Origin of the sequence: Paracoccus sanguinis (assembly GCF_012689545.1) — a bacterium.
In the GTDB taxonomy this organism is placed as follows: domain Bacteria; phylum Pseudomonadota; class Alphaproteobacteria; order Rhodobacterales; family Rhodobacteraceae; genus Paracoccus; species Paracoccus panacisoli.
This window is the reverse complement of sequence record NZ_CP051542.1, coordinates 2,032,450-2,057,653: the sequence shown is the minus strand read 5'-3', so window position 1 is coordinate 2,057,653 and position 25,204 is coordinate 2,032,450. Positions and strand designations below refer to the sequence as shown.

Genomic DNA, 25,204 nt, shown 5'->3' with positions numbered 1-25,204 from the left:
CCTAGGCGCTGGCTAGGGGAATCATATGCAAGTTTCGCGACGTGACGCAAACGAAACTATGATCGGCGCGAGAATTCTTGCGACGATTTGTCCGGGTCGTCAGGGGCAGGACGGAATTTTTCCTGCCCTCGCAGGGTTTCCCGGAAATCGAGGCGGGGCAGAGGCCAGCGCGCCCCCTGCCCCGCCCCTCGTCACCAGACGAAATCGGTATGGTCGAGCGTATTGGCGCGCGTCCACTCGATGACCAGCGAATGCCCGTTCATCTGGAACAGCGTGTGGTTCCCCGATTGCGTCAGCCGGGCCGAAACATCGGCCCAGCGATCGAGCCCGGCGAACCCGCTGAGGTCGATCACGTCGGCCGACCGGTCGAAGTTCCGGACCCGGTCGTGGCCGGACGCAAAGACGAAGCGATCCGCGCCGATCCCGCCGCGCAGCAGGTCGTCGCCGGCCCCGCCGTCGAGCAGATCGCGCCCGCCTTCGGCCGCCAGATCGTCGTTGCCGGCGTCGCCATACAGCCGGTCGTCGCCCGCCCCGCCGATCAGGATGTCATGCCCGACGCCTCCCCGCATCACGTCGCCGCCCTCGCCGCCGAACAGCCGGTCGCCCCCGTCGCCGCCGGACAGGTTGTCGTTGCCGCCCGCGCCGACGAGCGTGTCCGACCCCGCCCCGCCGATCGCCGTGTCGGCGCCGCTGCCCCCGGTGATGGCGTCGTTGCCGCCCTCGCCGTCCAGCAGGTTGGTGCCCGACACGTCGGTCAGCCGGTCATTCCCTGCCCCGCCGCGCAGCTGATCGTTGCCCGGCCCGCCGCTCATCCGGTCGTCGCCGTCACCGCCGGACAACCGGTCGTCGCCGCCCTGCCCGTCCAGCGCGTCGGCCCCCGCCCGCCCTTCGAGCAGGTCGTTGCCGTCACCGCCCGCGAGCCGGTTCCCGACGTGATTGCCCCACATCACGTCGGCCCCGCCGCCTCCGGTCGCATTCTCGACCACCGTGCCCGGCGCGATGTGCATGTTGCCGACGGCGCCCAGCACGTTCGAGAAGGCGCCCGGGCCGAGGTCGATCCTCTGCGCGGCGCTGGTGTTCGAGAAATTGACGTGGTCGATCCCGCCATCGTCGACCAGCAGGAACGCCGCACGCGCGCCGAGCGATGCCAGCTGGTCCAGTGACCCGCCCGCAGTCGACCCGACCCCATAGGTCGTGGCGCCCATATGCATCGTCGTCACCCCGTACATCGCCGACAGCGCGAGGTAATCGGCGAGCATCGGGGTGAGGTTATACGCCTTGGTCGCGTCGATCGCGGTGTTCTCGTCCTGGTCGAAATAGGACAGGATGCTCATCTGCCAGCTGTCGTTGGCGATGGCGGATTGCGAGAAATCGCGCACCCGCCCGTAATCCTGCGGGTGCCCCAGCCCGAGCGCGTGCAGCGTCTCGTGTATGTAGGTGCGAAACGCGAAGCTGCCGTAGCCGTCGCCCGCCCCCACCCGCTCTGACGCGATGCGGATCGTGGAAGAGGAGATCGTCGAGCCGCTGGCCGACGACTGGGTGTGCGCCCTGTCCCCGTCGTTGAGATAGGTGATCGAGGCGCGCCCCGTCGTCTCGACGAACCGCAGGCCGGTCATCCGCGCGATCTCGGCCAGCGCATTGCGCGCCAGCCCCTGCTCTTGCGCGGTCAGGTCGACGATGTTGACCGAGATCGCTCCGTCGCCGCCCGGCCGGACAACCCGGGTGACTCCGTCCGAAAAAAGGCTGGTTTGGAGAAGCCGGGCAAACTGCTCGGGCGAAAGATGCTGCATGGTGGAACTCGTCCTGGGAAAATGCCGCCTGATCGTGGGGGAGGCGGCGTCATCCCATGGCCTTAGCACAGTCCCGCCGATCGCCCAAAGGTTGAATGCCCTGCATTTGATGGATCGGGAACCGCGCGGGTGGATGACACAGTTCCCGCCCCCGCACGGGGCGTCTATAACCGCAGTCATATAAAGAATCGGAGATGTGATGCCCGATCGCCGACTGCCCGCCGCACCCGACTGGATGCGCAGCTACGACCGCGCGACGCTGGCCGATGACGCGCTGGCGGCGCTGATCGTCACGCTGATGCTGATCCCGCAGTCGCTGGCCTACGCGATCCTGGCCGGGCTGCCACCGCAGGCGGGGATCTATGCCTCGATCGTGCCAATCCTGCTTTACGCGTTGCTCGGCAGCTCGCGGGTGCTCGCGGTCGGGCCGGTCGCGGTGATCTCGCTCATGACGGCGTCGGCGGTGGGCGGGGTGGCGGCGCAGGGGCCGGCCGACTATGCTGCGGCGGCGCTGACGCTCGCGCTGCTCTCGGGGGTGATCCTGCTGGCGCTCGGGGTCCTGCGGCTCGGGATGCTGGCCAACTTCCTCAGCCATCCGGTGATCTCGGGGTTCATCACCGCCTCGGGGATCCTGATCGCGGTGAGCCAGCTCAAGGACCTGCTCGGCGTGCCGTCAGGCGGCCACACCCTGCCCGAGATGCTCGCCGCGCTGGTGCGCGGACTAGGTGCCGCGAACCCGTGGACGGCGGTCATCGGGCTCACGGCGGTCGGTTTCCTGGTCTGGGTGCGGCGGTCCATGAAGCGGACGCTGATCGCCCGCGGGGTGCGGCCGCGGCTGGCCGACATGGCCACCAAGGCGGGGCCGGTGGCAGCGGTCGTCGTCTCGACGCTTGCCGTGACGCTCTTCGGGCTGGACGCGCGCGGGGTCGCGGTGGTGGGCGACGTGCCGCGTGGCCTGCCGCCGCTGACGACCCCGCCGCTGACGCCCGAGCTGATCCGTGCGCTGTTCCTGCCGGCGGTGCTGATCTCGATCATCGGCTTCGTCGAATCGATCTCGGTGGCCGAGACCCTCGCCGCCCGCCGCCGCCAGCGCATCGCCCCGAACCGCGAGCTGATCGCGCTGGGCGCCGCCAACATCGGCGCGGCGTTCAGCGGCGGCTATCCGGTCACCGGCGGTTTTGCCCGCTCGGTGGTCAACGCCGACGCGGGGGCCCGGACGCAGGCGGCGGGGGCGATGACGGCGGCGGCGCTGGCGCTGTCGGCGCTGCTGCTGACGCCGCTCGTCCACGACCTGCCGCGCGCGACGCTGGCCGCGACGATCATCGTCGCGGTGCTGAGCCTCGTGGACCTTTCGATCCTGCGCAAGACGTGGCGCTATGCCCGCAGCGACTTCGTCGCCGTGGCCGCGACCATCGTGCTGACGCTGCTGTTGGGGGTCGAGACGGGGGTGGCCTCGGGGGTGGTGCTCTCGATCCTCCTGCACCTCTACAAGACCTCGCGCCCGCACGTGGCCGAGGTCGGGCTGATGCCGGGGACCGAGCATTTCCGCAACATCGACCGCCACGCCGTCGCCACCCAGCCGCACATCCTTAGCCTGCGGATCGACGAGAGCCTCTATTTCGTCAACGCCCGCTTCCTCGAAGAGATGATCCTGCACCGCCTCGACCGCCGGCCCGAGGTGACCGACGTGGTGCTGATCTGCTCGGCCGTGAACGCCATCGACTTCTCGGCGCTCGAGACGCTGGAGGAGGTGAACCGGCAGCTGTCCGAGCGGGGGGTGCGGCTGCATCTCTCCGAGATCAAGGGGCCGGTGATGGACCGGCTGGCGCGCACCCGGCTGCTGCGCGAGTTGAGCGGCAAGGTCTATCTGTCGCAGCATCAGGCGTGGACGGACCTGACGCACGGCCGGAATTGAAAGCCGAATCAGAGGATTACCTCTGCTAACCGAATCTCAAGGGTTAGCGCCTAGCCTTCAAGGCAGCGCGATTCGTTTGAGGTTCCCATGTCCACCCAGGCCTTCACCCACCCCGACCTCACCCAGGCCATGACGGCCATCGAAGCGGTGCAGTCGGTGATCTGCTTCACCGCCGAGGGCATCATCACGGCGGTCAATGACAACTACCTGCGGCTTTCGGGCTATGAGCGAGCCGAGCTGATCGGCCAGCCGCTGTCCCGGATGATCGACCCCCGCGACATGCAGAGCGCCATGCAGGCCGATTTCTGGTCCCAGATCCGCGCCGGCATCCCGCAGAAGGGAGAGTACCGCCGCATCACCAAGTCCGGCGAACCCTTCTGGATCGCGGCAGTCTGCACGCCGATCAGGGACGAGCGCGGCATCGTCACGCACGTCGCGGCCTTCGGCACCGACATCACCGCCGCCAAGCGCGAGGCCGATCTCTCGACCGCCAAGTTCCAGGCCCTCAGCCGCACCCAGGCGGTGATCGAGTTCACCCCCACTGGCGACATCCTCGACGCGAACGAGAACTTCCTCGCCGCGCTCGGCTATCGGCTCAGCGACATCAAGGGCCGCCACCACCGGATGTTCATGCCGCCGGCCGACGCCAACCGGCCCGAATACCGCGACTTCTGGGACAAGCTGGCCAGCGGCGGGTCGCGCAGCGGCGAGTTCCGGCGGGTGCGCAGCGACGGCACCGACATCTGGATCCTCGGCAGCTATGTCGCGGTGATGGACACCAACGGCAAGGTCGCCTCGGTCATCAAGATGGCCCTCGACGTGACCGAGCGGAAGATCTTCATGAACGAGCTCATCGCCGGGATGGGCCATGTGAAGGAGGGCAACCTGACCCACCGGGTCAGCGTCGCGGCGGGCAGCACCTTCCGGCCGGTCGCCGATATGTTCAACGAGACCACGACCGAACTCGAGGACATGATCTCCGAGGTGCGCAACCGGGCCGGGGTGATGAACGACGAGGCGGTGCAGATCGCCCGCGGCGCCGGCGATCTGGCGCGCCGCGGTGAGACCCAGGCCGCCTCGCTCGAGCAGACGGCGGCGGCGGTCGAGGAGATCTCGGGCAACATCACCATGACCAGCCAGTCCGCGCAGCAGGCCGACGCCGCCGCCCGCGAGGCGCTGGCGGTGGTGCTCAAGGGGGCGGCCGTGGTGTCCGACGCCATCGCCGCGATCGAGCGGATCGACGAGCACACCAAGCAGATGGGCGAGTTCACCCGCGTCATCGAGGGCTTCGCCTTCCAGACCAACCTGCTGTCGATCAACGCGGCGGTCGAGGCGGCGCGCGCGGGTGAGGTCGGGCGCGGCTTTGCCGTCGTCGCCAACGAGGTCCGCAACCTCGCGCAGCAGTCGGCCAAGGCCTCGCAGAACATCGCCGACCTGATCGGCAAGAGCGAGACCGAGGTGAAGGCCGGGGTGCGGCTGGCGCGCGACGCGGGCGTGTCGCTGAACCAGATCCAGACCGCGGTCGGCGGGGTGGTCGAGAACATCACCGGCATCGCCCACGCGACCTCCGAGCAGTCGACCGGGGTGCGTGAGGTCTCGTCGGCGCTCGCCCAGCTCGACAGCGTGAACCAGGCCAACCTCTCGATGTCCGAGCAATACGCGGCCGCGGCCGCGGCGCTCTCGTCGCAGGTCGAAGAGCTGGGGCGGATGATGGACCGCTTCCACACCGCGGTGGACGTCCCGGCCAAGGGCGCGGTCCGGCGCGTGGCCTGATACTAAGCGGCCGGGGCCCGTCGAGGCCCCGGCCTTTCACTTGACGACAGCGCCGCTCAACCCTCGCGCGGCACTAAGGAGCGCGCGGGGGTCGTCACCCGCGCAGGGTGCCGCCGGTGGCCTTGGCGACCTTCTCGACGATGCGGGCCGAGACGGCCTCGAGGTCGGCCTCGGTCAGCGTCCGGTCCCGCGGTTGCAGCCGGGCGGTGATCGCCACCGATTTCTTCCCCGGCCCCATCTGCGCCTCGGCGCGCTCGCCGCGGAACTCGTCGAAGACCGCGACCCGGGCGATCAGCGCCTTGTCGGCCCCCTGCGCCGCATTGACGATCGCCGCCGCCTCGACCCGCTCGTCCACCACGAAGGCGAAGTCGCGGTCCACCGGCTGCAGGTCGCTCGTCCCGAGGGCCGGGCGGGTGGGGGTGCGGGTCTTCGGCAGCGGCACGTTCGCGAGCTGCACGGTGAACGCGACCGCCGGTCCCTTGAGGTCGAACTGGCGCAGGACCCGCGGATGCAGCTCGCCGAAGGTCGCCAGCCGGTTGGGGCCAAGCTGGATGTTGCCCGCGCGGCCGGGGTGCCACCAGCCGTCGAGCTTGCGGTCGATCTGCGCCCGCGCCGGGGCGCCGACGGCGGCCAGGATCGCCTCGGCGTCGGCCTTGGCATCGAAGGCATCGACCAGGCGGCGGCTGCCGAAGGGATCGCGCGGGGCGCTCGCCCCGACCAGAAGGCCGGAGAGCTGCACCGCCTGCTCGCCCGGCTCGCCGCCCGAGAACACCGGGCCGATCTCGAAGAGCGCAAGGTCCATGAACCCGCGCGCCTGATTGCGCGCCGCGGCGGCCAGCAGACCGGGCAGCAGGTCGGGGCGCAGATGCGTCATTTCCGAGCTGATCGGGTTCTCGATCCGCACCGCCGCCGCGCCGCCGCCGAACAGCCGCGCGGCGCCCTCGTCGATGAAGCTGTAGGTCACGCACTCGTTGTAGCCGAGCGCCGCCGCGGTCCGCCGCGCCGCCCCTTCCCGGCGCTGGAGCGGCGTCAGCACCGGCTGCGGCACGCCGGCACGCGGACGCGCCAGCGGCTGGCCCTCGAGCCGGCTCAGCGAGGCGATGCGGGCGATCTCTTCGACCAGGTCGGCCTCGCCCTGCACGTCCGGGCGCCACGAGGGCACCGATGCCATGTCGCCGTCGAGCACGAAGCCGAGCGATTCCAGCGTCCTGCGCTGCTCGTCCTCGGGGATGTCCATCCCCACCAGCCGCTGCGTCCGCGCCGGGTCCAGCCGGTAGGCGCGGGCGGTGTCGGGGGCGGCGCCGGCCTCGACCACGTGGCCCGGCTCGCCGCCGCAGAGGTCGAGGATCAGTTGCGTCGCCAGCTCCAGCCCGTCGCGGGTGAAGGCCGGGTCCACCCCGCGCTCGAAGCGGTAGCGGGCGTCCGAGTTGATGCGCAGCGCCCGCCCGGTCGCCGCGATCCCGATCGGCTGCCAGTAGGCGCTTTCGAGGAACACGTCCGTGGTCGCCTCGGTCACGCCCGAGGCCTCGCCGCCCATGATCCCGGCGAGGCTTTCGGGGCCGTGGTCGTCGGCGATGACCAGATCGCCCGCCCGCAGCGCGTAGGTTTTGCCGTCGAGCGCGAGCAGGCTCTCGCCCTCGGCCGCGCCGCGCACCACCAGATCGCCCGCGACCTTGCCCGCGTCGAAGACGTGCAGCGGGCGGTTGAGGTCGAAGGTAAAGAGGTTGGTGATGTCCACCAGCGCCGAAATCGGCCGCAGCCCGATGGCGCGCAGCCGCTGCTGCAGCCAGGCGGGCGAGGGGCCGTTGGTCACGCCGCGGATCAGCCGGCCGGTGAAATGCGGCGCCCGCTCGGCGACGTCCGCGGCGATGCGGACCCGCGGGGCGCTGTCGAAGCGGCCCTCGACCGGCGTCACCGCCAGCGGCTTGAGCGTCCCCAGCCCGCGCGCCGCGAGGTCGCGGGCGACACCGCGGATGCCCAGCGCGTCGGGACGGTTGGGGGTGATCTTGATCTCGATCACCGGGTCGATCCTGTCGGGCGCGTTGGCGGCCAGCCAGTCGGTGAAGCGGTCCCCGACCTCGCCCGAGGGCAGCTCGATGATGCCGTCGTGTTCGTCGCTGAGTTCCAGCTCGCGTTCCGAGGCCATCATCCCGTGGCTCTCGACGCCGCGGATCTTGCCGACGCCCAGCGTGGTGTCGATGCCGGGCACGTAGTCGCCGGGCTTGGCGAGCACGACGGTGATCCCCGCCCGCGCATTCGGCGCGCCGCAGACGATCTGCTTTTCGCCTTCGTCGGTCATCACCCGGCAGACCCGCAGCCGGTCGGCGTCGGGGTGCTGTTCGGCGTGGATCACCCTGGCGAGGGTGAAGGGCGCGAGCCGGGCGGCGGGATCGTGGATGTCCTCGACCTCGAGCCCGAGGTCGGTCAGGGCGTCGGCGATCTCGGCGACGGAGGCCGTGGTGTCGAGGTGGTCACGGAGCCAGGAGAGGGTGAGTTTCATGAGTTTTCTACCGTTACCGATTTGCGATCCAAGTTAATAGCCCACCGCCACCTAGAAGCAGGATAACCGTAGTTGACTCATAAGCAAATCTGAACCTCAACTCTTTCGTCGCCAGTTGCCCCAGCAACTTGGCTTGCAATTAAAGTTCGAGGCTCTGCCCGCCCTCGATGTCCATACTGTCAGCCTGCTCGAAGCACCGAAAGACAGCCATTATCGGCATGAAGTGAAGGCAAATTACGGTATACAAGATAACCTTTGTCACTAAATTAACCGAACTCGGCAACGCTGCGATGGTTGCTGTCAAAGTAAGTGTCAGCGAGAGAACCACTAACAACGCGGCAGCTTTTGTTTCAACTTTTTTTAAAGTACCCAAAAGAACTTCGTGAGCACCAGGACTCAACGCGCCAGCGACGGCCCTAGTCACATTTCCTTTAAGATGCGCGTATGATTGAAGCCGCTCTGGCAATAAATATATCCGTCTATCGCTGTCCCGTTTCAAGATTTCCATATAAACCCATTGCAGCAATACCGCAGATATCCCGCAGTAGCCAGACAGATTTCCAGTGACAGCTAGCGAAAATAATATAGCAATCAGCGCAAGGCTCTGGATGACATCATCTGCCGTCACCTACTCAACCCCCCGCTCACCGACGGCACATCCCCAGCCGCAAACCCATAATGCCGCAGCCACCGCAAGTCGCTCTCGAAGAACGCCCGCAGGTCGGGAATCCCGTATTTCAGCATCGCGATCCGGTCGATCCCCATGCCGAACGCAAACCCCTGCCATTCCGCAGGGTCCACGCCCGCCGCGGCCAGCACCTTGGGATGCACCATCCCCGACCCGAGGATCTCGAGCCACGAGTCCCCCTCGCCGATCTTCAGCACCCCGCCGGACCAGTCGCAGCGGATGTCGACCTCGGCGGAGGGCTCGGTGAAGGGGAAATGCGAGGCGCGGAAGCGCAGCTCGACCGAGGGCACCTCGAAGAACGCGCGGCAGAACTCTTCCAGCGTCCATTTCAGGTTCGCCATCGAGATGTCGCGGCCGATCGCCAGCCCCTCGACCTGATGGAACATCGGCGTGTGGGTCTGGTCCATGTCCATGCGGTAGACGCGGCCCGGCGCAATCACCCGGATCGGCGCGCCCTGGGCCTGCATCGCCCGGATCTGCACCGGCGAGGTATGCGTCCGCAGCACGTGCGGCGGGCGGGTGTCGCCCTCGGCGCGGGCCATGAAGAAGGTGTCGTGCTCCTGCCGGGCGGGATGCTCGGGCGGGATGTTCAGCGCGTCGAAGTTGAACCAGTCGCTTTCCACCTGCGGCCCCTCGGCCACGGCAAAGCCCATGTCGGCGAAGATCGCGGTCACCTCGTCCATCACCTGGCTGACGGGGTGGATCGTCCCCGCGGGCCGGGGGCGGCCGGGCAGGGTCACGTCCAGCCACTCACCCGCCAGCCGCGCGTCCAGCGCCGCATCCTCGAGCGCCGTCTTGCGGGCGCGCAGTGCGGCGTCGATCTCGTCCTTGACGCGGTTCAGCGCGGCGCCGCGGGTCTGCCGCTCCTCCGGGGTCATCCGGCCCAGCTCGCGCATCATCAGCGCGACCTCGCCCTTCTTGCCCAGCGCGGCGAGCCGCACCTCCTCGAGCGCCGGGGCGTCCGGGGCCTCGGCCACGCGGGAAAGCCAGCTTGCGCGCAGGGCGTCGGGATCGAGGGTCATGGCGGTCTCCGTGAATGCGGGCGCGGTCTAGCACGGTGGCGCGGGCCGGGAAAGCCGGGGCCGCACCGGCTCAGGGGGCAAAGATCAGCGCGATATAGGCGGCGAAGATGACCAGATGCACCGCGCCGTGCAGGACGTTGGTGCGGCGCGCGCCGAAGGTCTGGATCGCGGCCAGCAGCGAGAGCGCCAGCACCACCTGCTGCGCGGGCGGCAGGCCCAGCACCACCGCCTGCCCGGTGAAGACCCCGATGGCGAGCACCGCCGGCACCGTCATGCCGATGGTCGAGAGCGCCGCACCCAAGAGCAGGTTCACCGCGCGCTGCAGGCGGTTCCGCAGCGCCGCGCGGACCGCGCTCAACCCCTCGGCGGCCAGCACGATGGTCGCGATCACCACGCCGCCCAGCGCCGAGGGCAGGCCGACCGCGCCGATGCCGTGATCGACGAGCTTCGCCAGCGGCTTCGACAGCAGCACGATGGGGATCAGCGTCGCCAGCAGCAGCCCGACATGGACGAGGGTGGGGTACTCGGCATGGCGCTCGTCGCCGATGTCCGGCTCTTCCGGCTCGACGAAGAAGCCACGGTGGCGGACGGTCTGGATCGACAGGAACACGCCGTAGAGCGCCAGCGTCACGATCAGGAAGAACAGCGACTGGAACTCGGAAAAGCTCGGGGCGAAGGTCGAGGTGGTGTAGGCCGGCAGCACCAGCGAGAGCACCGCGAAGGGCACGATCACGATCAGGAACGACCCCGCGCCGGCGAAATTGTAGTTCTGCTCGCCGAACCGCAGCGCCCCGAGCAACAGCGACAGGCCGACGAGGCCGTTGAGCACGATCATCAGCACCGCGAACATCGTGTCGCGCGCCAGCGTCGGCGAGCCCTCTCCCGACAGCATGACCGAGGCGATCAGCGCCACCTCGATCGAGACTACGGCGAGGGTCAGGATCAGCGTGCCGAAGGGCTCGCCCAGGCGCTCGGCCACCGCCTCGGCGTGGCGGACGACCCCGGCGGCGCCCCAGATCATGGCGCCGAAGAGGATGATGAAGCTGAGCACCATCCCCGCCCCGCCCGGCATCATCGCGCCGAGGGGCGACCGTTCCAGCAGCAGCGCGACCAGCACGGCGATCAGCGGGCGTTCCTGCCAGACCTTGTTCATCATGTCGTGCCCTGCCCCCATCGCCGCCGTCCTTCAGCAGATAGGCGCTGCACCGGGTCGGCCGCAACCGTCAGCGCGGCGTGGCGCGCAGCCAGACCCCGCCGTGCGGGCGCAGGGTGAGGATCATCCGCGGCACCGGCGCAAGGCCGGGGACGAGGTCGAACCGGAACCGCGCGAACAGCGTGGCGAGGATGATCGCCGCCTCCTGCAGCGCGAAATTGGCGCCGATGCAGATGCGCGGGCCGCCGCCGAAGGGCAGGAAGGCGAAGCGGTCACGCTCGACCCCCGGCGCGAAGCGGTCGGGGTCGAAGGCGTCGGGGTCGTCCCAGAGCAGCCGGTGGCGGTGCAGCGCATAGATCGGCAGCATCACCGTGTCGCCCGGCCGCACCTCGCGCCCGCCCAGCGTGTCGGCCACCCGCGCGGTGCGCGACAGGAACGCCGCCGGCGGATAGAGGCGCAGGGATTCCTGCACGATCTGCTGGACATAGGGTAGCCGCGGCAGGTCGGCGGCCGTCACCCGGTCCAGCCCGGACACTTCGGCCGCCGCGCGGTCCTGCACCTCCGGGTCGAAGGCGCAGAGATAGAGCGCCCAGGCCAGCGTCAGGGCGGTCGTCTCGTGCCCGGCGACGATGAAGGTCAGCAGGTTGTCGCGCAGCTCGGACGGGTTCATCCGCCGTCCCGTCTCGGGGTCCACCCCCGCGCGCAGCAGGTCGAGCAGGTCCGGCGGCAGCCGCGGCCCGCGCCGGGCGCGCTCGGCAATCGCCCGGTCGGCGAGCTTCTTGGTCCGCCGCAGCGCGCCGCCGGCAAACAGCCGCCCCGGCCGCGGCACCCAGGGCGCCGCGCCCATCACATCCAGCAGAGAGACCCGCGCGGTCGAGGCGATGTAGCGCTCGATGGCGTGGTGCACGGCGTCGCGGTCGAAGCCCTCGTCGCCGGAAAAGGTCACGTCGCTGATGACGTCGAAGGTGGCGGCGACCATCTCGGCAAAGGCGTCGAAGGGCTGGGAGGCCGCGGCGATGCGCGCCGCCGAGGCCTCGGCCGCGGCGGTCATCACCGGCCCCAGCGCCTCGACATGGCGGGCGGCAAAGGCGGGGGCGGCAGCCAGCCGCTGCCAGCGCCACTGGGCGCCCTCGGCGATGAACAGGCTGTCACCGATGGCGGGCTCGAGGATCAGCCGCGTCACGGTGGACTTGGGATAGTCCTCGACCCGGTCCTTGAGCACCCGGCGCAGCGCGTCGGGGTCCATCACCATGTGCCAGCGGATGCCGAGCGTGCCCGAGACCATCGGCTGCCGGACCGCCAACTCGGGGATCAGCTCGAGCACATTGCGGCGCGCGGTCATCGCCGACCCGAGGATGCCGAGCGGTCGGCGCGCCAAGGGCACGCGCGCCGGATAGCGGTCGGTCGTGGAGCGGGAAGCGCCGGTCATGGTCCCCGAACGCAACGGAGGCCGCCGCGGTTCGGCCGCCGCGGCCCCTCCATCACCCCGCTTCTTCCTGCAGAAATATCCTGGGGTGAGCCGCGCCCCGCGCGGCGAGGGGCAAAGCCCCTTTCGCCCCGGGCCCCGTTGCATCCCCCGGCGCCATGTCACAGGTTGGTCATCATGCCGTGAGGACCCCGATGATCGACTCCGCCATCAATTTCATGAACGACATCTTCTGGGGTTACGTCCTCATCTACTGTCTGCTCGCGGTCGGCGTGTATTTCACCCTCCGCCTGCGCTTTATCCAGTTCGTGCACTTCCCCGAGATGTTCCGCTGCCTCCTCGGCCGCACCAACCGCGACCCGGACGGCATCTCGCCCTTCCAGGCGCTGTCGGTCAGCCTCGCCAGCCGCGTCGGCACGGGAAACATCGCCGGGGTCGCGGTGGCGATCACGCTGGGCGGGCCGGGCGCGATCTTCTGGATGTGGATGGTGGCGCTTGTCGGCATGGCCACGGCCTATGCGGAATCGACGCTAGCGCAGCTTTACAAGGTCCACGGCCCGCACGGGATGTATCGCGGCGGCCCGGCCTTCTACATCGCCCGCGGGCTCAGGCTGCGCTGGCTCGCGGCGCTCTTCTCGGTCGCGCTGATCCTGTCCTTCGGGCTGGTGTTCGAGGCGGTGCAGGCGAACTCGATCGCCGAGGCATGGGTGACCTTCGGCGTGCCGCGCTGGGTCACCGGGGTGGCGCTCGCCGCGGTGACGGCGGCGATCATCTTCGGCGGCATCCCGCAGATCGCGCGGGCGGCCGAGCTGATCGTGCCGTTCATGGCCGGCGCCTATCTGCTGGCCGCGATCTGGGTCTTCGCCACCCACCTGCCGCTGGTCCCGGGCGTGCTCGCCCATATCGTCAAGCAGGCGCTGGGGCTCGAGCCGGTGGTCGGCGGCGTCGCCGGCAGCCTGGCCGCCGCGATGCTGAACGGCGTCAAGCGCGGGCTCTTCTCGAACGAGGCCGGCATGGGCTCGGCCCCGAACATCGCCGCGGTGGCGCGGCCGGACCCGCACCACCCCTCGGCGCAGGGCTTCGTGCAGGCGCTGGGCGTCTTCATCGACACCATCCTCGTCTGCACGGCGACGGCGGTGATGATCCTGCTCTCGGGCGCCATCCCCTCGGCCGAGTTGACCGGCGTCGCCCTGACGCAGGCCGCGTTGGGCGAGCACTTCGGCCAGTGGGGGCTCTATTTCGTCGCGGTGGCGATCCTGTTCTTCGCCTTCACCTCGATCATCGGCAACTATGCCTATGCCGAGAACGCGGTGGTGTTCCTCGGCGGCGGCGACCTCGGGATCCTGGTGCTGCGGGTCGCGGTGCTCGGCATGGTGATCTGGGGCGCGTTGCAGGCGGTGGGCACCGTGTTCAACTTTGCCGATGCCTCGATGGGGCTGATGGCGACGATCAACCTCGTGGCCATCGTGGCGCTGTCGGGCGTGGTGGTGAAGCTGACCCGCGACTACACCGCCCAGCGCCGGATGGGGCGCGAGCCGCGGTTCCACATCGCCGCCCACCCCGACCTCGCCGGCCGCGGCGTGGACGAGACGATCTGGCGCTGAGCGCCAGATTTCCCCGGGCGGCGACACCCCGGCGACGCCCGGTCCTGCGAGGCCCAAACCCGACAAAGCAAAAGGTCCGCCGATCCGGCGGGCCTTTCATCATCTCGGTGATCGTTGCGGCTCAGGCCGCGGCTTTGGCCTGGGCGACGATCGCCTCGAACGCCTCGGGCTCGTGGACGGCCAGATCGGCCAGCACCTTGCGGTCCACCTCGATCCCCGCCTTCGCCAGCGCGGCGATGAAGCGAGAATAGGTGAACTCGGCGTCGATGGCGCGGACGCCGGCGTTGATGCGCTGGATCCACAGGGCGCGGAAGTTGCGCTTGCGGACCTTGCGGTCGCGGGTGGCGTACTGGTTGGCCTTGTCGACGGCCTGCGTCGCGGTGCGGAAGTTGCGCGAGCGGTTGCCGTAATAGCCCTTAGCGGCGTCAAGGACCTTCTTGTGGCGGGCGTGGGTGACCTTGCCGGATTTGACTCGGGACATCTGTTATTACCTCGATCAGCGGTCGTAGGGCATGTATTTCTTGACGATCTTCGCGTCCGCGTCGGACAGGATCATCGTCCCCGTCGCTTCGCGGATGAATTTCGTCGAGCGCTTGATCATCCCGTGGCGCTTGCCCGCGGGGCCGGCCTTGACCTTGCCCGAGGCCGTCATCGAGAACCGCTTCTTGGCGGCCGATTTGGTCTTCATCTTCGGCATTTTCGTCTCCTTGTCAGAGTGAACGTGCGACTCGGCAATGCCAATCGGCCGGCCGCACGGGAGGTGTCGAAGCGCGCCTGATACAGAGGCAGGGGGGCGATGGCAACCCCAAACGGCCACCCGCAAACGGGTCGCCGCAGGCCTCGGGGCGCTCAGCCCCGGCGCGGGGTCAGAGCCGGATCTGCCCGCCCAGCAGCCGCTGCCAGGCAAGGCCGAGGTCCTGCACCCGAAACGGGGTCGGGTCGATCCACGCCCCGGCAAACAGCGCCGCCACCCCGAAGACGAAGGCGATGGCCGCGCCGCGCGGCGGCTCGGTCCGCGCCAGCGCGGCAAGGGCAAGGACAAGCGAAACCGCCATCAGCGCGGTGCCGGTGAGGATCAGGATATCGGACATTCAGGCCACCGCGCTGCTTTTCTTCGCCCGCGCTTTAGTCCGGGTCGGTGCGGGAAATCAACAGCTCGTCGCACGAGGAAACCCGCAGAATGTTGGTCGATCCCGCAGTGTTGAACGGAACACCCGCCATGACGATGATCCGCTGCGTGGCATCGGCGAAGCCGAAGCTGCGCGCCGCGCCCACGGCGTTCACCACCGCCTGCTTGAACCGCTCGAGCACCGGCGTCAGCACGCAATGCGCCCCCCAGATCAGGCACATCCGCCTGAGCACCGGCAGCTCGGACGACATGGCGATGATCGGCACCCGCGGCCGCTCGCGCGCGGCCAGCCGCACCGTGGTCGAGGACTGGGTATAGGCGCAGATCGCCGCAATGTCGGTCGTCTCGGCGATCTCGCGCGCGGCGACCGCGATGGCGTCGGCCACCGTCTCGCGGTTCGCGGTCGAGCGCGAGCTGTCGATGACGGTGCGATAGGTCGGGTCGTCCTCGACCGAGCGCGCGACGTTGTCCATCGTCGAGACCGCCTCGACCGGATAGCGCCCGGCGGCGCTTTCGGCCGACAGCATCACCGCGTCGGCGCCCTCATAGATCGCCGTCGCCACGTCCGAGACCTCGGCCCGCGTCGGCATCGGGCTTTCGATCATCGACTCGAGCATCTGGGTGGCCACGATCACCGGCTTGGCCGCCTGCCGGCAGGTCCGCACCAGCCGCTTCTGGATCGGCGGGACCGAGTGGACCGGCAGCTCCACCCCCAGGTCGCCGCGCGCGACCATGATCCCGTCCGAGACCTTGAGGATCTCGGCGAAGCAATCGACCGCCGCCGGCTTCTCGATCTTGGACAGGATCGCCGCCCGGCCGCGGGCAAGCGCCCGCGCCTCGATCACGTCCTCGGGCCGCTGCACGAACGACAGCGCCAGCCAGTCCGCCCCCAGTTCGCACGCGAACTCGAGATCGGCGCGGTCCTTCTCGGACAGCGCCGCCAGCGGCAGCACCACGTCCGGCACGTTGACCCCCTTGCGGTTCGAGATCGTGCCCCCGACCGTCACCACGCAGTCGGCGAAATCGGGGCCGCAGTCCTGCACCCGCAGCCGGATCTTGCCGTCGTTCACCAGCAGCCGCGCGCCGGGTTGCAGCGCGGCGAAGATCTCGGGGTGCGGCAATTGCACCCGGCGCCCGTCGCCCTCGGTCGGGTCGAGGTCGAAGCGGAAGCTGTCCCCCTCTTCAAGCTCATGCGCCCCGGCAGCGAACACGCCCACCCGCAGCTTCGGCCCCTGCAGGTCGGCGAGCACCCCGATCGGGCGCCCCGTCTCGGCCTCGACGGCGCGGATCACGTCGTAGCGCGCCTTCTGCTCGGCGTGCGTCCCATGGCTCATGTTGAGGCGGAAGACATCGGCCCCGGCGGCGAACAGCGCCCGAATCACCTCGATGTCCGAGGAGGACGGGCCAAGCGTCGCCACAATCTTCACGTTCCGGTGCCGTCTCATCCTGCCCTCATCGTTTTCGCCGTCCACCGGCAAAATGTTTGCGCTATCGTTAACCCGGAACCGGCTTTGCGATCAACCGGCGCGGCGGCTATATCCCGTCGCCATGCCCACTCTCGCGCCGACCGACCCCGACCCCTATCCCCCCGTCCACGTCGAAGGCGCGGACCGCCCGTCGCGCTGGCTCGTCACCTGCGACCACGCGACCAACCGGGTGCCCGACTGGGTGAACGGCGGCGACCTGGGGATCGCGGCCGAGGACATGGCCCGCCACATCGCCTGGGACGTGGGCGCGCTGGGGGTGGCGCGGGCGCTCGGGCAAAGGCTCGACGCGCCGGTGGTGTGGTCGGACTTCTCGCGCCTCGTCATCGACCCGAACCGCGGCGAGGACGACCCGACGCTGCTCATGCGCCTCTATGACGGCACGGTGATCCCCGCCAACCGCGGCGCGGACGCGGCCGAGCGCAACCGTCGGCTGGCCCGGCTCTACCGACCCTACCACGACACGCTGGCGGGGCTGGCCGCGGCGCACCCGGCGCGGGCGATCTGCGCGGTCCACAGCTTCACCCCCCAGCTCGCCGGCCGGCCACCGCGGCCCTGGGCGGTCGGCATCCTCTATTCCCACCGCGACGAGCGTCTGGGCCCGGCGATGGTGCGGGCCTGCCGGGCGCAGGGGTGGGTGACTGGCGACAACCAGCCCTACAGCGGCCACCTCGACGGCGATTCCATCGACCGGCACGCGCTGGCGCAGGGGCGGCCAAACGTGCTGATCGAGGTGCGGAACGACCTGATCCGCGACGCGGCGGGCCAGCAGCTCTGGGCCGACCGCCTCGCCCCGGTGCTCGAGCGGGTGCTGGCCGACGCCGGGCTCTAGCCCGGATTCCCCGGACCCCGCCGCCGCCCGACCGCCCGATCACACCCCGCGCATCAGCGCCGGGATCTCGCCCGGCAGCTCGCGCGCCAGGAACCCCATCGGCCCCATCCGCTCGGCCAGCCGGCGCCCGGCCTCGCCATGCAGCCAGACGCCCCAGCAGGCGGCCTCCCACGCGGGCAGGCCGCGGGCGGTCAGCCCGGCGATGATCCCCGTCAGCACGTCGCCCGAGCCGCCTGTCGCGAGCCCCACGCCGCCGCCGCCATAGATGGCGAGCTCGCCGCCGGGGCTGGCGATCAGCGTCGTCGATCCCTTGACCAGCAGCACCGCATCCAGCCGCCCGGCATACTCGACCGCCACCGCCTCGCGCCGCGCCTCGATCTCGTCGCAGTCGAGCCCGGTCAGCTGCGCCATCTCGCCCGCGTGCGGGGTCAGGATCGCCCCGCCCGGCAGCGCCGCCACCATGTCGTGGCGGTCCCGCGCCGCGGCAACCGCGGCGGCGTCGAGGATCACCGGCCCCTCGGCCTTCGGCAGCAGCCCGTCCAGCACCGCCTCGGCGGCCTCGGTCCCGCCCATCGCCGGCCCGATGGCCAGGCAGCCGCAGGCGACCGCCCGCTCGGCCAGACCGCCCAGCCCGGCGATCTCGCCCGCGTCCGACACCGGCAGCGGGAACATCCCGCTTTCCGGCATCGCCATGCCGGTCGGGATCGCCAGCGGTTCCGGCAGCGCGATCTGCACCTTGCCGGCACCGGCCCGGAAGGCCGCGGTCGCGGTCAGCACCAGTCCGCCCGGCACCGTCAGCGACCCGCCGACCAGCATCACCCGCCCGCGCGAGTTCTTGTCGGTGCCCTCGGGATGAACCGGCAGGGGGTGCCGCCGCAGCCACGCCGAATCGAGCACCGCCGCGGTCATCCCCGTGATCCCACGATCGGGTCGGGCTCGCGCGTGACCGGCGTGTCTTCGGCCTCCATCGGCGCGGTGACGTTGTAGCGCACCAGCTCCATCCCGCCGTCGCTGCCCTCGGCGCCCGCCAGCCAGCGGTATTCGGTGATCGAGCAGTTGGCGACGTCGTTCTCGCGGTCGATGGCGAGGATCTCATCCTCGGTCAGCCCCTCGATGATGTAGCGCAGGCACAGGACGACGACCTGATGGGCCACGATCATCACCCGGCAGCCGCCGTGGTGCAGGCCCACCGTGTCCATCAGCGCCCGCAGCCGGAAGATCACGTCGCACCAGCTCTCGCCCCCCGGCGGGCGGTGGTAGAACTTGCCGAGGCTGGCGCGCAGCTCGGCCTGGCGGGGATACTCGGCGCGGATGCCCTTGCCGGTCAGTCCGTCGAGGATCCCGAACTCCTTCTCCCGCAGCCGCTCGTCAAGGTGGATGCGGGTATCGGCGGGGCACCCGCCCGCCTCGCGGAACAGCCGCGCGGTCGCCTGCGCGCGCTGGTAGGGCGACGACAGGACGACGTTCGGCCGCCCCTCCTCGCGCCCCTCGGCGAACCAGTGGCCGAGGGCCCGGGCCTGCTGCTCGCCCAGCGCCGACAGCGGCACGTCCACGTCGCGCCCGGTCAGGTCGATCCGCGCCAGCCCCTGCTGATAGGCGAGGTCGCGGGCGACGTTGCCGGCGCTTTCGCCGTGGCGGACGATCCACAGCCGCTCGGGCCATCTGGGGGTCATGGGGCGCTCCTCGCCTGTCTCGGCAAGCCAATGCCCCACCGCGTCCGGCGGTTTCAGAGAAAGCTCTGCGGATCGATGTCCACCGCCAGCCGCAGGTTCGAAGGTGCCTTCGGCGCCGCCGCCAGCCACCCGGCGATGGCGGCCTGGATCGGCGCCTGCCGGGGCGCGCGGATCAGCATCCGTACACGGTAGCGCGCCCGGACCCGGGCGATGGGCGCGGGCGCCGGGCCGAAGAGCTCGGCCCCGATCTCGCGCAGCGGCGCGGCGCGGCGGGCGAGTTCGGCGGCATAGGCCTCGACCACCGGCTGGTCGGGGTGGGACAGGATGATCCCGGCCAGCCGGCTGAAGGGCGGCATCTGGGCGGCGCGACGGGCGGCGGCCTCGGCGTCCCAGAAGGCCTCGTCCTCGCCCGACAGGATGGCGCGGATCACCGGATGCTCGGGCTGGTGGGTCTGCAGCAAGGCCAGCCCCGGCCGCTCGCCGCCGCCGCCGAAGCGCCCCGCCCGCCCCGCCACCTGCCGCATGAGCTGGAACGAACGCTCCGCCGCCCGCAGGTCCGCGCCCTGCAGCCCGAGGTCGGCGTCGATCACGCCCACCAGCGTCAGCAGCGGGAAGTTGTGGCCCTTGGCGACGATCTGGGTGCCGATGATGATGTCGGCGCCGCCGCCGCTGATCCGGGCGATGCTCTCCTTCACCGCGCGGGCCGAGGTGAAGAGGTCCGAGGACAGCACCTCGGCCCGGGCGCCGGGAAAGCGCGCCGCGACCTCCTCGGCCAGCCGCTCGACGCCGGGGCCGACGGCGGCCATCCGCCCCTCGACCCCGCAGGCCGGGCAGGCGGTGGGCACCGGCTTCGTCGCCCCGCACTGGTGGCAGATGAGGCGCTTCTGGAAGCGGTGCTCGACCATCCGCGCGTCGCAGTCGTCGCAGCCGACCTGGTGGCCGCAGGCCCGGCAGGTGGTGATCGGCGCATAGCCGCGGCGGTTGAGGAACATCAGCGCCTGCTCGCCCCGCCCGATCCGCTGGTCCACCGCGGCGGCCAGCGTGGGCGAGATCCAGCTGCCCGAAGGCATCTCTTCGGCGCGCAGGTCGATCGCCGCCATCTGCGGCAGCTCCGCCTCGCCATACCGCGCGCGCAGGTCCAGCCGGGCGTATTTCCCCGAGGCCGCGTTGACCCAGCTTTCGACCGAAGGCGTGGCCGAGGCCAGCACCACCTGCGCCTGCTCGATGCTGGCCCGCAGCACCGCCATGTCGCGGGCGTTGTAATAGACCGTCTCGTCCTGCTTGTAGGAGCTGTCGTGTTCCTCATCGACGACGATCAGCCCGAGGTCGCGGAAGGGCAGGAACAGCGCCGAGCGGGCGCCCACCACCAGCCCGACCTCGCCGCGCCCGGCCATGTGCCAGAGCCGGCGGCGCTCGGTGCGAGTGATGCCCGAGTGCCACTCGCCCGGGCGCGCGCCGAAGCGCGCCTCGACCCGGTCGAGGAACTCGGCCGAGAGCGCGATTTCCGGCAGCAGCACCAGCGCCTGCCGCCCGGCGCGCAGCGTCTCGGCCACCGCCTCGAGATAGACCTCGGTCTTGCCCGAGCCGGTCACGCCCCTGAGCAGCGTCGCGCCGTAGGCCCCGCCGCGCACGCCCGCGCGCAGCGCCTCGGCCGCCGCCGTCTGCGCGGGGTCGAGCGCCTTGCCCGGCAGCCCGGGGTCGAGCCGCGGATAGGGTAGGTCCACCGGGGCCGCCGTCTCGACCAGCGTGCCCGCGGCGACGAGGCCGCGCACCACCGTCGTCCCCACGCCCGCAAGCTGCGCCAGCTCGGCCGGCGCGAACCCTGCGCCCCCGTGATCGTCGAGCACCCGCAGCACGGCGGCGCGCGCGTCGGTCATCCGCACGGGCGGCGGCCCGGCCCGGTGGATCACCCGCCGCTCGGCCGGCGGGCGGTCGAGATCGGGCGCCCGCAGCGCCATCCGCAGCATCACCGGCGGGGGGGTCAGCGTATAGTCGGCGGCGCGGTCGAGGAACTCGAGCATCCCCGCCCCCAGCGGCGCCGCGTCGATGCGGCGCTGGACGGGCCGCAGGCGCGCGGCGTCGAAATCGCCCGCCCCCGGCCCGCGGACCACGCCCATCACCCGCCGCGGCCCCAGCGGCACCACCACCAGTTCGCCCACGCTGACGCCGCCCTCGGGGGCGAGATAGTCGAGCAGCCCGACCGGCTCGGTCGTCTGCACCCCGATGCGGGCGCCCATGGGAAAGCGGTCGGTCATGGCGGCGATGTGGCGCGCAGGCGACGGGCCGTCAACCGGCGGGTGGGTCGGGTCGCGCGGCGCCGGGCGTCTCGGGCACGCGTCCCCCCGTCCGGCACCCCGTCCTCCACGGCCGCCCGGCCCTACCGCCCTCACCCCGCACGGCCACCCCACCCTTGCCGCGCCCGCGCCCCGCGCGCTATCCCCGGACGAGTTGCAGGAGCCCGGATGCCAGCCACCCCCGCCACCGGCGTCCCCCCGGGGCCGACCCGCCCGCCGCGCCCGCCGCGGACGCCCGGCCTGTTCGGCCGGCTGTGGCGGGACTACCTGCGCCCCTACTGGCCGCGCATGACGCTGGCCACGCTGCTGATGGTCATTGAGGGCTCGACGCTCGCGGTGCTCAGCTGGATGCTCAAGCCGCTGTTCGACCGGGTGTTCGTGGGGCGCGAGACGGCGGCGATCTGGTGGGTCGGCGGGATCATCTTCGCTCTCTTCCTGATCCGCGCCATCACCTATGTCTCGACCCGCGCCATCCTGACTTCGGTCCAGCAGGGCGTGGCCAGCCGGATGCAGACCGACCTGCTCAGCCACATCCTCACCCTCGACGGCAGCTTCTTCCAGTCGAACCCGCCCGGCGCGCTGATCGAGCGCATCCAGGGCGACACGCTCGCCATCCGCTCGATCTGGACCACCTTCATCACCGGCGCGGGGCGCGACGCCGTCTCGCTGATCGCGCTGTTCGCGGTGGCGGTGGCGACCGACCCGTGGTGGACGCTGGCGGCGCTGGTCGGCGCGCCGCTGCTGATCCTGCCCACGGCCTGGGTGCAGCGCTACATCCGCCGCAAGATGCGCGCCAACCGGGTCGCGGCCTCGGCCCGCGCCACGCGCCTCGACGAGGTGCTGCACGGCATCGGCGCGGTGCGGCTGAACCGGATGGAGCGTTATCAGACCGAGCGCTTCGCCGGCATCGTGGCCGACATCCAGCGCTCGGAAACCAAGATGAGCGCCGTCAGCGCCACCATCCCGGCGCTGATCGACGTGGTGACGGGCCTCGGCTTCGTCGGCGTCCTCGCCCTTGGCGGCGCGCAGGTCACGAGCGGCGAGCGCACGGTGGGCGAGTTCATGTCGTTCTTCACCGCGCTCTCGCTCGCCTTCCAGCCCCTGCGGCGGCTGGGCGGGCTGGCGGGCGGCTGGCAGACGGCGGCGACCTCGCTCGAGCGGATCTACGCGATCTTCGACACCCGGCCCACGATCTTCTCGGGCCCCCGCACGGCCCCGCCCGAGGACACCACCATCCGGCTTGCGGACGTGCAGCTCGCCTATTCCGGCCATCCGGTGCTGCGCGGCCTCAGCTTCACCGCCGAGGCCGGGCAGACCACGGCGCTGGTCGGGCCGTCGGGGGCGGGCAAGTCCACCGTGTTCAACCTGCTCACCCGGATGGTCGACCCCTCGGCGGGCAGCGTCACACTGGGCGGCGTGCCGGTGGCCGAGTTCGACCTCAGCACGCTGCGCGACCAGTTCTCGACCGTCAGCCAGGACGCGGCGCTCTTTGACGAGACGCTGCGCGAGAACATCGTGCTCGGCCACGACGTCCCCGCGGCGCGGCTGCGCGCCGCCGTCACCGCCGCCCATGTCGCGGATTTCGCCGACGACCTGCCGCTCGGGCTCGACACCCCCGCCGGGCCGCGCGGCTCGGCCCTGTCGGGTGGCCAGCGCCAGCGCATCGCCATCGCCCGGGCGCTCCTGCGCGACGCCCCGGTGCTGCTGCTGGACGAGGCGACAAGCGCCCTCGATGCCGCGTCCGAGCGGCTGGTGCAGCAGGCGCTCGACCAGCTGTCGGCGGGGCGCACGACGCTGGTGATCGCGCACCGGCTCTCGACCATCCGGGCGGCCGACAAGATCGTGGTGCTCGACGCCGGGCGGGTTGTCGAACAGGGCACGCATGACCAGCTTATGGCGGCGAACGGCGCCTATGCGGCGCTGGTGCGGCTGCAATTCGGGGGCGACTGAATGCGAACCATCCTGCGCGTGACCGGCCCGGATCGCGAGCATTTCCTGCAGGGCCTCGTCACCAACGACGTGCGTCGCGCGCCGGTGTGGGCGGCGCTGCTGACCCCGCAGGGCAAGTATCTGGCGGATTTCTTCATCGTCCCGGACGGCGCGTCGCTGCTGATCGACGTGGATGCGCGGCTGGCCGACGACCTGCTGCGGCGGCTCTCGATGTACAAGCTGCGCAGCCAGGTCGAGATCGCCACGACCCCGCTCACCGTCACCCGCGGCACCGGCCCGGCACCCGAGGGCGCCATCGCCGACCCACGCCACCCCGCGCTCGGCTGGCGGCTCTATGCCGACGCCCCCGGCGACGAGGATGCGACCGACTGGGACGCCCTGCGCGTCGCCCATCTCGTCCCCGAGTCGCTGGTCGAGTTGGTCCCGAACGAGAACTACCCGCTCGAGGCGGGGTTCGAGCGTCTGCAGGGCGTCGATTTCCGCAAGGGCTGCTATGTCGGGCAGGAGGTCACGGCGCGGATGAAGCACAAGACCGAGCTGCGAAAGGGCCTCGCCCGCGTGCGGATCGAGGGCGAGGCCGCCCCCGGCACCCCGATCTTGACCGAGGACGGGCGCGAGGCCGGTACGCTCGGCACCGTCGCGGGCACCCACGCGCTGGCCCACCTGCGCTTCGACCGCGCCCCGGCGGGCAGCACGCTCACCGCCGGGACCGCCCGCCTCACCCCCGACGATGCCACCCCCTGACCCCACGGACACCCCGCCCCCCTCGGGCGGGTCCGACTGTCCCGCGGGGGACCGGCGAGCCGACCCCTCGGGTGCGACCGCCACGCCGGGCGACCCGGCCCCGGTCCGCCGCATCCTCCACATCGACATGGACGCCTTCTACGCCTCGGTTGAGCAGCGCGACGACCCGGCGCTGCGCGCCCGCCCGGTGGCGGTGGGCGGCTCGTCCCTGCGCGGCGTGGTGGCGGCGGCGAGCTATGAGGCGCGGCCCTACGGCGTGCGCTCGGCCATGCCCTCGGTCCGCGCCGCCCGGCTCTGCCCCGACCTCGTCTTCGTCAAGCCGCGGTTCGAGGTCTACAAGGCCGTCTCGGCCCAGATCCGCGACATCTTCGCCCGCTTCACCCCGCTGATCGAGCCGCTCTCGCTCGACGAGGCCTATCTCGACGTCACCGACCACCTCGACGGCCGCACCGCCACCGCCATCGCCCGCGAGATCCGGGCGCTCATCCGCGCCGAGACCGGGCTGACCGCCTCGGCCGGGGTCAGCTACAACAAGTTCCTGGCCAAGCTCGCCTCGGACCAGCGCAAGCCCGACGGGCTGTTCGTGATCCCTCCCGAGGCCGGCCCGGCCTATGTCCGCACCCTGCCCGTCGCCCGCTTCCACGGCGTCGGCCCCGCCACCGCCGCGCGGATGGAACGCCACGGCATCCGCACCGGCGACGACCTGTTCCGCCAGAGCCGCGAGTTCCTCGCCGCGACCTTCGGCAAGGCCGGTCCGTATTACTTCGACATCGCCCGCGGCATCGACCACCGCCCGGTGCGCCCGGACCGCGTGCGCAAGTCGATCGGGGCCGAGAACACCTTTTCGGCCGACATCTTCGACCTTCAGGCCGCCGCCGCGGCGCTCGCGCCGCTGGCCGCCAAGGTCTGGGGCCACGCGGCGGCGCGGGGGATGAGCGGGCGGACGGTGACGCTCAAGGCGAAATACACCGACTTCCGCATCGTCACCCGCGCCCACAGCCTGCCCCGCCCCGTCTCGGCCGAGGCCGAGCTTCTGTCCCACGCCACGGCGCTTCTGCCGCAGGTGCTGCCCGATCCGCGCGGGGTGCGGCTTTTGGGAATCACCCTGTCAGCGCTGGGACCAGTGGGGCCTGACGAGACGGCGGGCGGCGCGGCGCAACTCGATCTCTTCGGCTGAGTCCTGCCGACGACCCCCCGGCTCGGGGGTTGAAGCGCCGCGACGCAGCA

20 protein-coding genes are annotated in these 25,204 nt (G+C 71.0%); 7 read left to right on the top strand and 13 right to left on the bottom strand.

Annotated elements, in window-relative coordinates; all coding sequences use genetic code 11:
• Nucleotides 1-191 precede the first annotated feature (191 nt).
• Entirely contained in the window at nt 192-1,790 is a 1,599-nt protein-coding gene (locus HGN31_RS09840) for a M10 family metallopeptidase (RefSeq protein ID WP_168783061.1), read from the bottom strand.
• A gap of 199 nt (nt 1,791-1,989) precedes the next feature.
• On the opposite strand from HGN31_RS09840, the gene HGN31_RS09835 reads away from it, so the two are divergent.
• Together HGN31_RS09835 and HGN31_RS09830 are read left to right on the top strand one after the other, a co-directional pair.
• Nucleotides 1,990-3,705 (top strand): SulP family inorganic anion transporter, encoded by a 1,716-nt coding sequence (locus HGN31_RS09835; protein ID WP_168783060.1) that lies wholly within the window; start codon nt 1,990-1,992, stop codon nt 3,703-3,705.
• Nucleotides 3,706-3,792: 87 nt separating this feature from the next.
• Nucleotides 3,793-5,478 carry a methyl-accepting chemotaxis protein gene (locus HGN31_RS09830; protein WP_168783059.1) on the top strand — a complete coding sequence of 562 codons (1,686 nt, stop codon included), beginning with the start codon at nt 3,793-3,795 and terminating at the stop codon, nt 5,476-5,478.
• Between the two features lie 94 nt (nt 5,479-5,572).
• Here HGN31_RS09830 and pheT read toward each other — a convergent pair whose 3' ends face one another.
• The 5 genes from pheT to HGN31_RS09805 form a co-directional block, all read right to left on the bottom strand.
• A complete protein-coding gene (gene pheT / locus HGN31_RS09825; protein WP_168783058.1) occupies nt 5,573-7,978 on the bottom strand; it encodes a phenylalanine--tRNA ligase subunit beta in 2,406 nt (801 codons plus the stop codon).
• Between the two features lie 139 nt (nt 7,979-8,117).
• Entirely contained in the window at nt 8,118-8,606 is a 489-nt protein-coding gene (locus HGN31_RS09820; protein ID WP_168783057.1) for a hypothetical protein, read from the bottom strand.
• Complete coding sequence (pheS, locus tag HGN31_RS09815) at nt 8,603-9,688, bottom strand: phenylalanine--tRNA ligase subunit alpha (RefSeq protein WP_036709871.1); 1,086 nt, start codon at nt 9,686-9,688, stop codon at nt 8,603-8,605. The genes HGN31_RS09820 and pheS overlap by 4 nt, the downstream gene beginning before the upstream one ends.
• Before the next feature lie 70 nt (nt 9,689-9,758).
• Nucleotides 9,759-10,862, bottom strand: a complete 1,104-nt coding sequence (locus HGN31_RS09810) for a calcium:cation antiporter (protein WP_139305912.1) — start codon at nt 10,860-10,862, stop codon at nt 9,759-9,761.
• A gap of 49 nt (nt 10,863-10,911) precedes the next feature.
• The gene (locus HGN31_RS09805) at nt 10,912-12,270 is read right to left on the bottom strand and encodes a cytochrome P450 (RefSeq protein WP_168783056.1); all 1,359 of its coding nucleotides are present in this window, start codon (nt 12,268-12,270) and stop codon (nt 10,912-10,914) included.
• Between the two features lie 191 nt (nt 12,271-12,461).
• Here HGN31_RS09805 and HGN31_RS09800 point away from each other — a divergent pair, with 191 nt between their 5' ends.
• Nucleotides 12,462-13,871, top strand: coding sequence for an alanine/glycine:cation symporter family protein (locus HGN31_RS09800; protein ID WP_244960961.1), 1,410 nt, complete (start codon nt 12,462-12,464; stop codon nt 13,869-13,871).
• Between the two features lie 121 nt (nt 13,872-13,992).
• Here the strand turns inward: HGN31_RS09800 and rplT are convergent, their stop codons facing one another.
• The 4 genes from rplT to pyk all read right to left on the bottom strand — a co-directional run bounded on the left by rplT (nt 13,993) and on the right by pyk (nt 16,445).
• Nucleotides 13,993-14,352: a 50S ribosomal protein L20 gene (gene rplT, locus HGN31_RS09795; protein ID WP_036711548.1), complete on the bottom strand. Its 360-nt coding sequence runs from the start codon at nt 14,350-14,352 to the stop codon at nt 13,993-13,995.
• A gap of 15 nt (nt 14,353-14,367) precedes the next feature.
• Nucleotides 14,368-14,568 (bottom strand): 50S ribosomal protein L35, encoded by a 201-nt coding sequence (rpmI, locus tag HGN31_RS09790; RefSeq protein WP_036711551.1) that lies wholly within the window; start codon nt 14,566-14,568, stop codon nt 14,368-14,370.
• Nucleotides 14,569-14,737: 169 nt separating this feature from the next.
• A complete protein-coding gene (locus HGN31_RS09785) occupies nt 14,738-14,962 on the bottom strand; it encodes a hypothetical protein (RefSeq protein ID WP_036711554.1) in 225 nt (74 codons plus the stop codon).
• A 34-nt stretch (nt 14,963-14,996) separates the two neighbouring features.
• Complete coding sequence (gene pyk / locus HGN31_RS09780) at nt 14,997-16,445, bottom strand: pyruvate kinase (protein ID WP_168783055.1); 1,449 nt, start codon at nt 16,443-16,445, stop codon at nt 14,997-14,999.
• 103 nt (nt 16,446-16,548) lie between these two features.
• Between pyk and HGN31_RS09775 the strand changes: the two genes are divergently transcribed.
• On the top strand, nt 16,549-17,316 hold the full coding sequence (locus HGN31_RS09775) for an N-formylglutamate amidohydrolase (RefSeq protein WP_168783054.1): 768 nt from the start codon (nt 16,549-16,551) through the stop codon (nt 17,314-17,316).
• A 39-nt stretch (nt 17,317-17,355) separates the two neighbouring features.
• Here the strand turns inward: HGN31_RS09775 and HGN31_RS09770 are convergent, their stop codons facing one another.
• From HGN31_RS09770 to HGN31_RS09760, 3 genes are read right to left on the bottom strand one after another with little or no spacing between them, the layout of a single operon-like run.
• Nucleotides 17,356-18,225 (bottom strand): NAD(P)H-hydrate dehydratase, encoded by an 870-nt coding sequence (locus tag HGN31_RS09770; protein ID WP_168783053.1) that lies wholly within the window; start codon nt 18,223-18,225, stop codon nt 17,356-17,358.
• Nucleotides 18,222-18,989 (bottom strand): histidine phosphatase family protein, encoded by a 768-nt coding sequence (locus tag HGN31_RS09765; RefSeq protein WP_168783052.1) that lies wholly within the window; start codon nt 18,987-18,989, stop codon nt 18,222-18,224. The genes HGN31_RS09770 and HGN31_RS09765 overlap by 4 nt, the downstream gene beginning before the upstream one ends.
• Nucleotides 18,990-19,042: 53 nt before the next feature.
• Nucleotides 19,043-21,244 carry a primosomal protein N' gene (locus HGN31_RS09760; RefSeq protein WP_168783051.1) on the bottom strand — a complete coding sequence of 734 codons (2,202 nt, stop codon included), beginning with the start codon at nt 21,242-21,244 and terminating at the stop codon, nt 19,043-19,045.
• A gap of 207 nt (nt 21,245-21,451) precedes the next feature.
• Here HGN31_RS09760 and HGN31_RS09755 point away from each other — a divergent pair, with 207 nt between their 5' ends.
• From HGN31_RS09755 to dinB, 3 genes are read left to right on the top strand one after another with little or no spacing between them, the layout of a single operon-like run.
• Nucleotides 21,452-23,233 carry an ABC transporter ATP-binding protein gene (locus tag HGN31_RS09755; RefSeq protein WP_083388328.1) on the top strand — a complete coding sequence of 594 codons (1,782 nt, stop codon included), beginning with the start codon at nt 21,452-21,454 and terminating at the stop codon, nt 23,231-23,233.
• The gene (ygfZ, locus tag HGN31_RS09750; protein WP_074826168.1) at nt 23,234-23,977 is read left to right on the top strand and encodes a CAF17-like 4Fe-4S cluster assembly/insertion protein YgfZ; all 744 of its coding nucleotides are present in this window, start codon (nt 23,234-23,236) and stop codon (nt 23,975-23,977) included.
• Nucleotides 23,964-25,154 carry a DNA polymerase IV gene (gene dinB, locus HGN31_RS09745; RefSeq protein WP_168783050.1) on the top strand — a complete coding sequence of 397 codons (1,191 nt, stop codon included), beginning with the start codon at nt 23,964-23,966 and terminating at the stop codon, nt 25,152-25,154. Before ygfZ ends, dinB begins: the two co-directional genes overlap by 14 nt.
• Nucleotides 25,155-25,204: the final 50 nt, after the last annotated feature.

Excerpts from the sequence above, each read along its gene's own strand:
- HGN31_RS09840 (WP_168783061.1), bottom strand. The coding sequence starts at position 1,790 with ATGCAGCATCTTTCGCCCGAGCAGTTTGCCCGGCTTCTCCAAACCAGC.
- HGN31_RS09835 (WP_168783060.1), top strand. The coding sequence starts at position 1,990 with ATGCCCGATCGCCGACTGCCCGCCGCACCCGACTGGATGCGCAGCTAC.
- HGN31_RS09830 (WP_168783059.1), top strand. The coding sequence starts at position 3,793 with ATGTCCACCCAGGCCTTCACCCACCCCGACCTCACCCAGGCCATGACG.
- pheT (WP_168783058.1), bottom strand. The coding sequence starts at position 7,978 with ATGAAACTCACCCTCTCCTGGCTCCGTGACCACCTCGACACCACGGCC.
- pheS (WP_036709871.1), bottom strand. The coding sequence starts at position 9,688 with ATGACCCTCGATCCCGACGCCCTGCGCGCAAGCTGGCTTTCCCGCGTG.
- HGN31_RS09810 (WP_139305912.1), bottom strand. The coding sequence starts at position 10,862 with ATGGGGGCAGGGCACGACATGATGAACAAGGTCTGGCAGGAACGCCCG.
- HGN31_RS09805 (WP_168783056.1), bottom strand. The coding sequence starts at position 12,270 with ATGACCGGCGCTTCCCGCTCCACGACCGACCGCTATCCGGCGCGCGTG.
- HGN31_RS09800 (WP_244960961.1), top strand. The coding sequence starts at position 12,462 with ATGATCGACTCCGCCATCAATTTCATGAACGACATCTTCTGGGGTTAC.
- rplT (WP_036711548.1), bottom strand. The coding sequence starts at position 14,352 with ATGTCCCGAGTCAAATCCGGCAAGGTCACCCACGCCCGCCACAAGAAG.
- rpmI (WP_036711551.1), bottom strand. The coding sequence starts at position 14,568 with ATGCCGAAGATGAAGACCAAATCGGCCGCCAAGAAGCGGTTCTCGATG.
- HGN31_RS09785 (WP_036711554.1), bottom strand. The coding sequence starts at position 14,962 with ATGTCCGATATCCTGATCCTCACCGGCACCGCGCTGATGGCGGTTTCG.
- pyk (WP_168783055.1), bottom strand. The coding sequence starts at position 16,445 with ATGAGACGGCACCGGAACGTGAAGATTGTGGCGACGCTTGGCCCGTCC.
- HGN31_RS09775 (WP_168783054.1), top strand. The coding sequence starts at position 16,549 with ATGCCCACTCTCGCGCCGACCGACCCCGACCCCTATCCCCCCGTCCAC.
- HGN31_RS09770 (WP_168783053.1), bottom strand. The coding sequence starts at position 18,225 with ATGACCGCGGCGGTGCTCGATTCGGCGTGGCTGCGGCGGCACCCCCTG.
- HGN31_RS09765 (WP_168783052.1), bottom strand. The coding sequence starts at position 18,989 with ATGACCCCCAGATGGCCCGAGCGGCTGTGGATCGTCCGCCACGGCGAA.
- HGN31_RS09760 (WP_168783051.1), bottom strand. The coding sequence starts at position 21,244 with ATGACCGACCGCTTTCCCATGGGCGCCCGCATCGGGGTGCAGACGACC.
- HGN31_RS09755 (WP_083388328.1), top strand. The coding sequence starts at position 21,452 with ATGCCAGCCACCCCCGCCACCGGCGTCCCCCCGGGGCCGACCCGCCCG.
- ygfZ (WP_074826168.1), top strand. The coding sequence starts at position 23,234 with ATGCGAACCATCCTGCGCGTGACCGGCCCGGATCGCGAGCATTTCCTG.
- dinB (WP_168783050.1), top strand. The coding sequence starts at position 23,964 with ATGCCACCCCCTGACCCCACGGACACCCCGCCCCCCTCGGGCGGGTCC.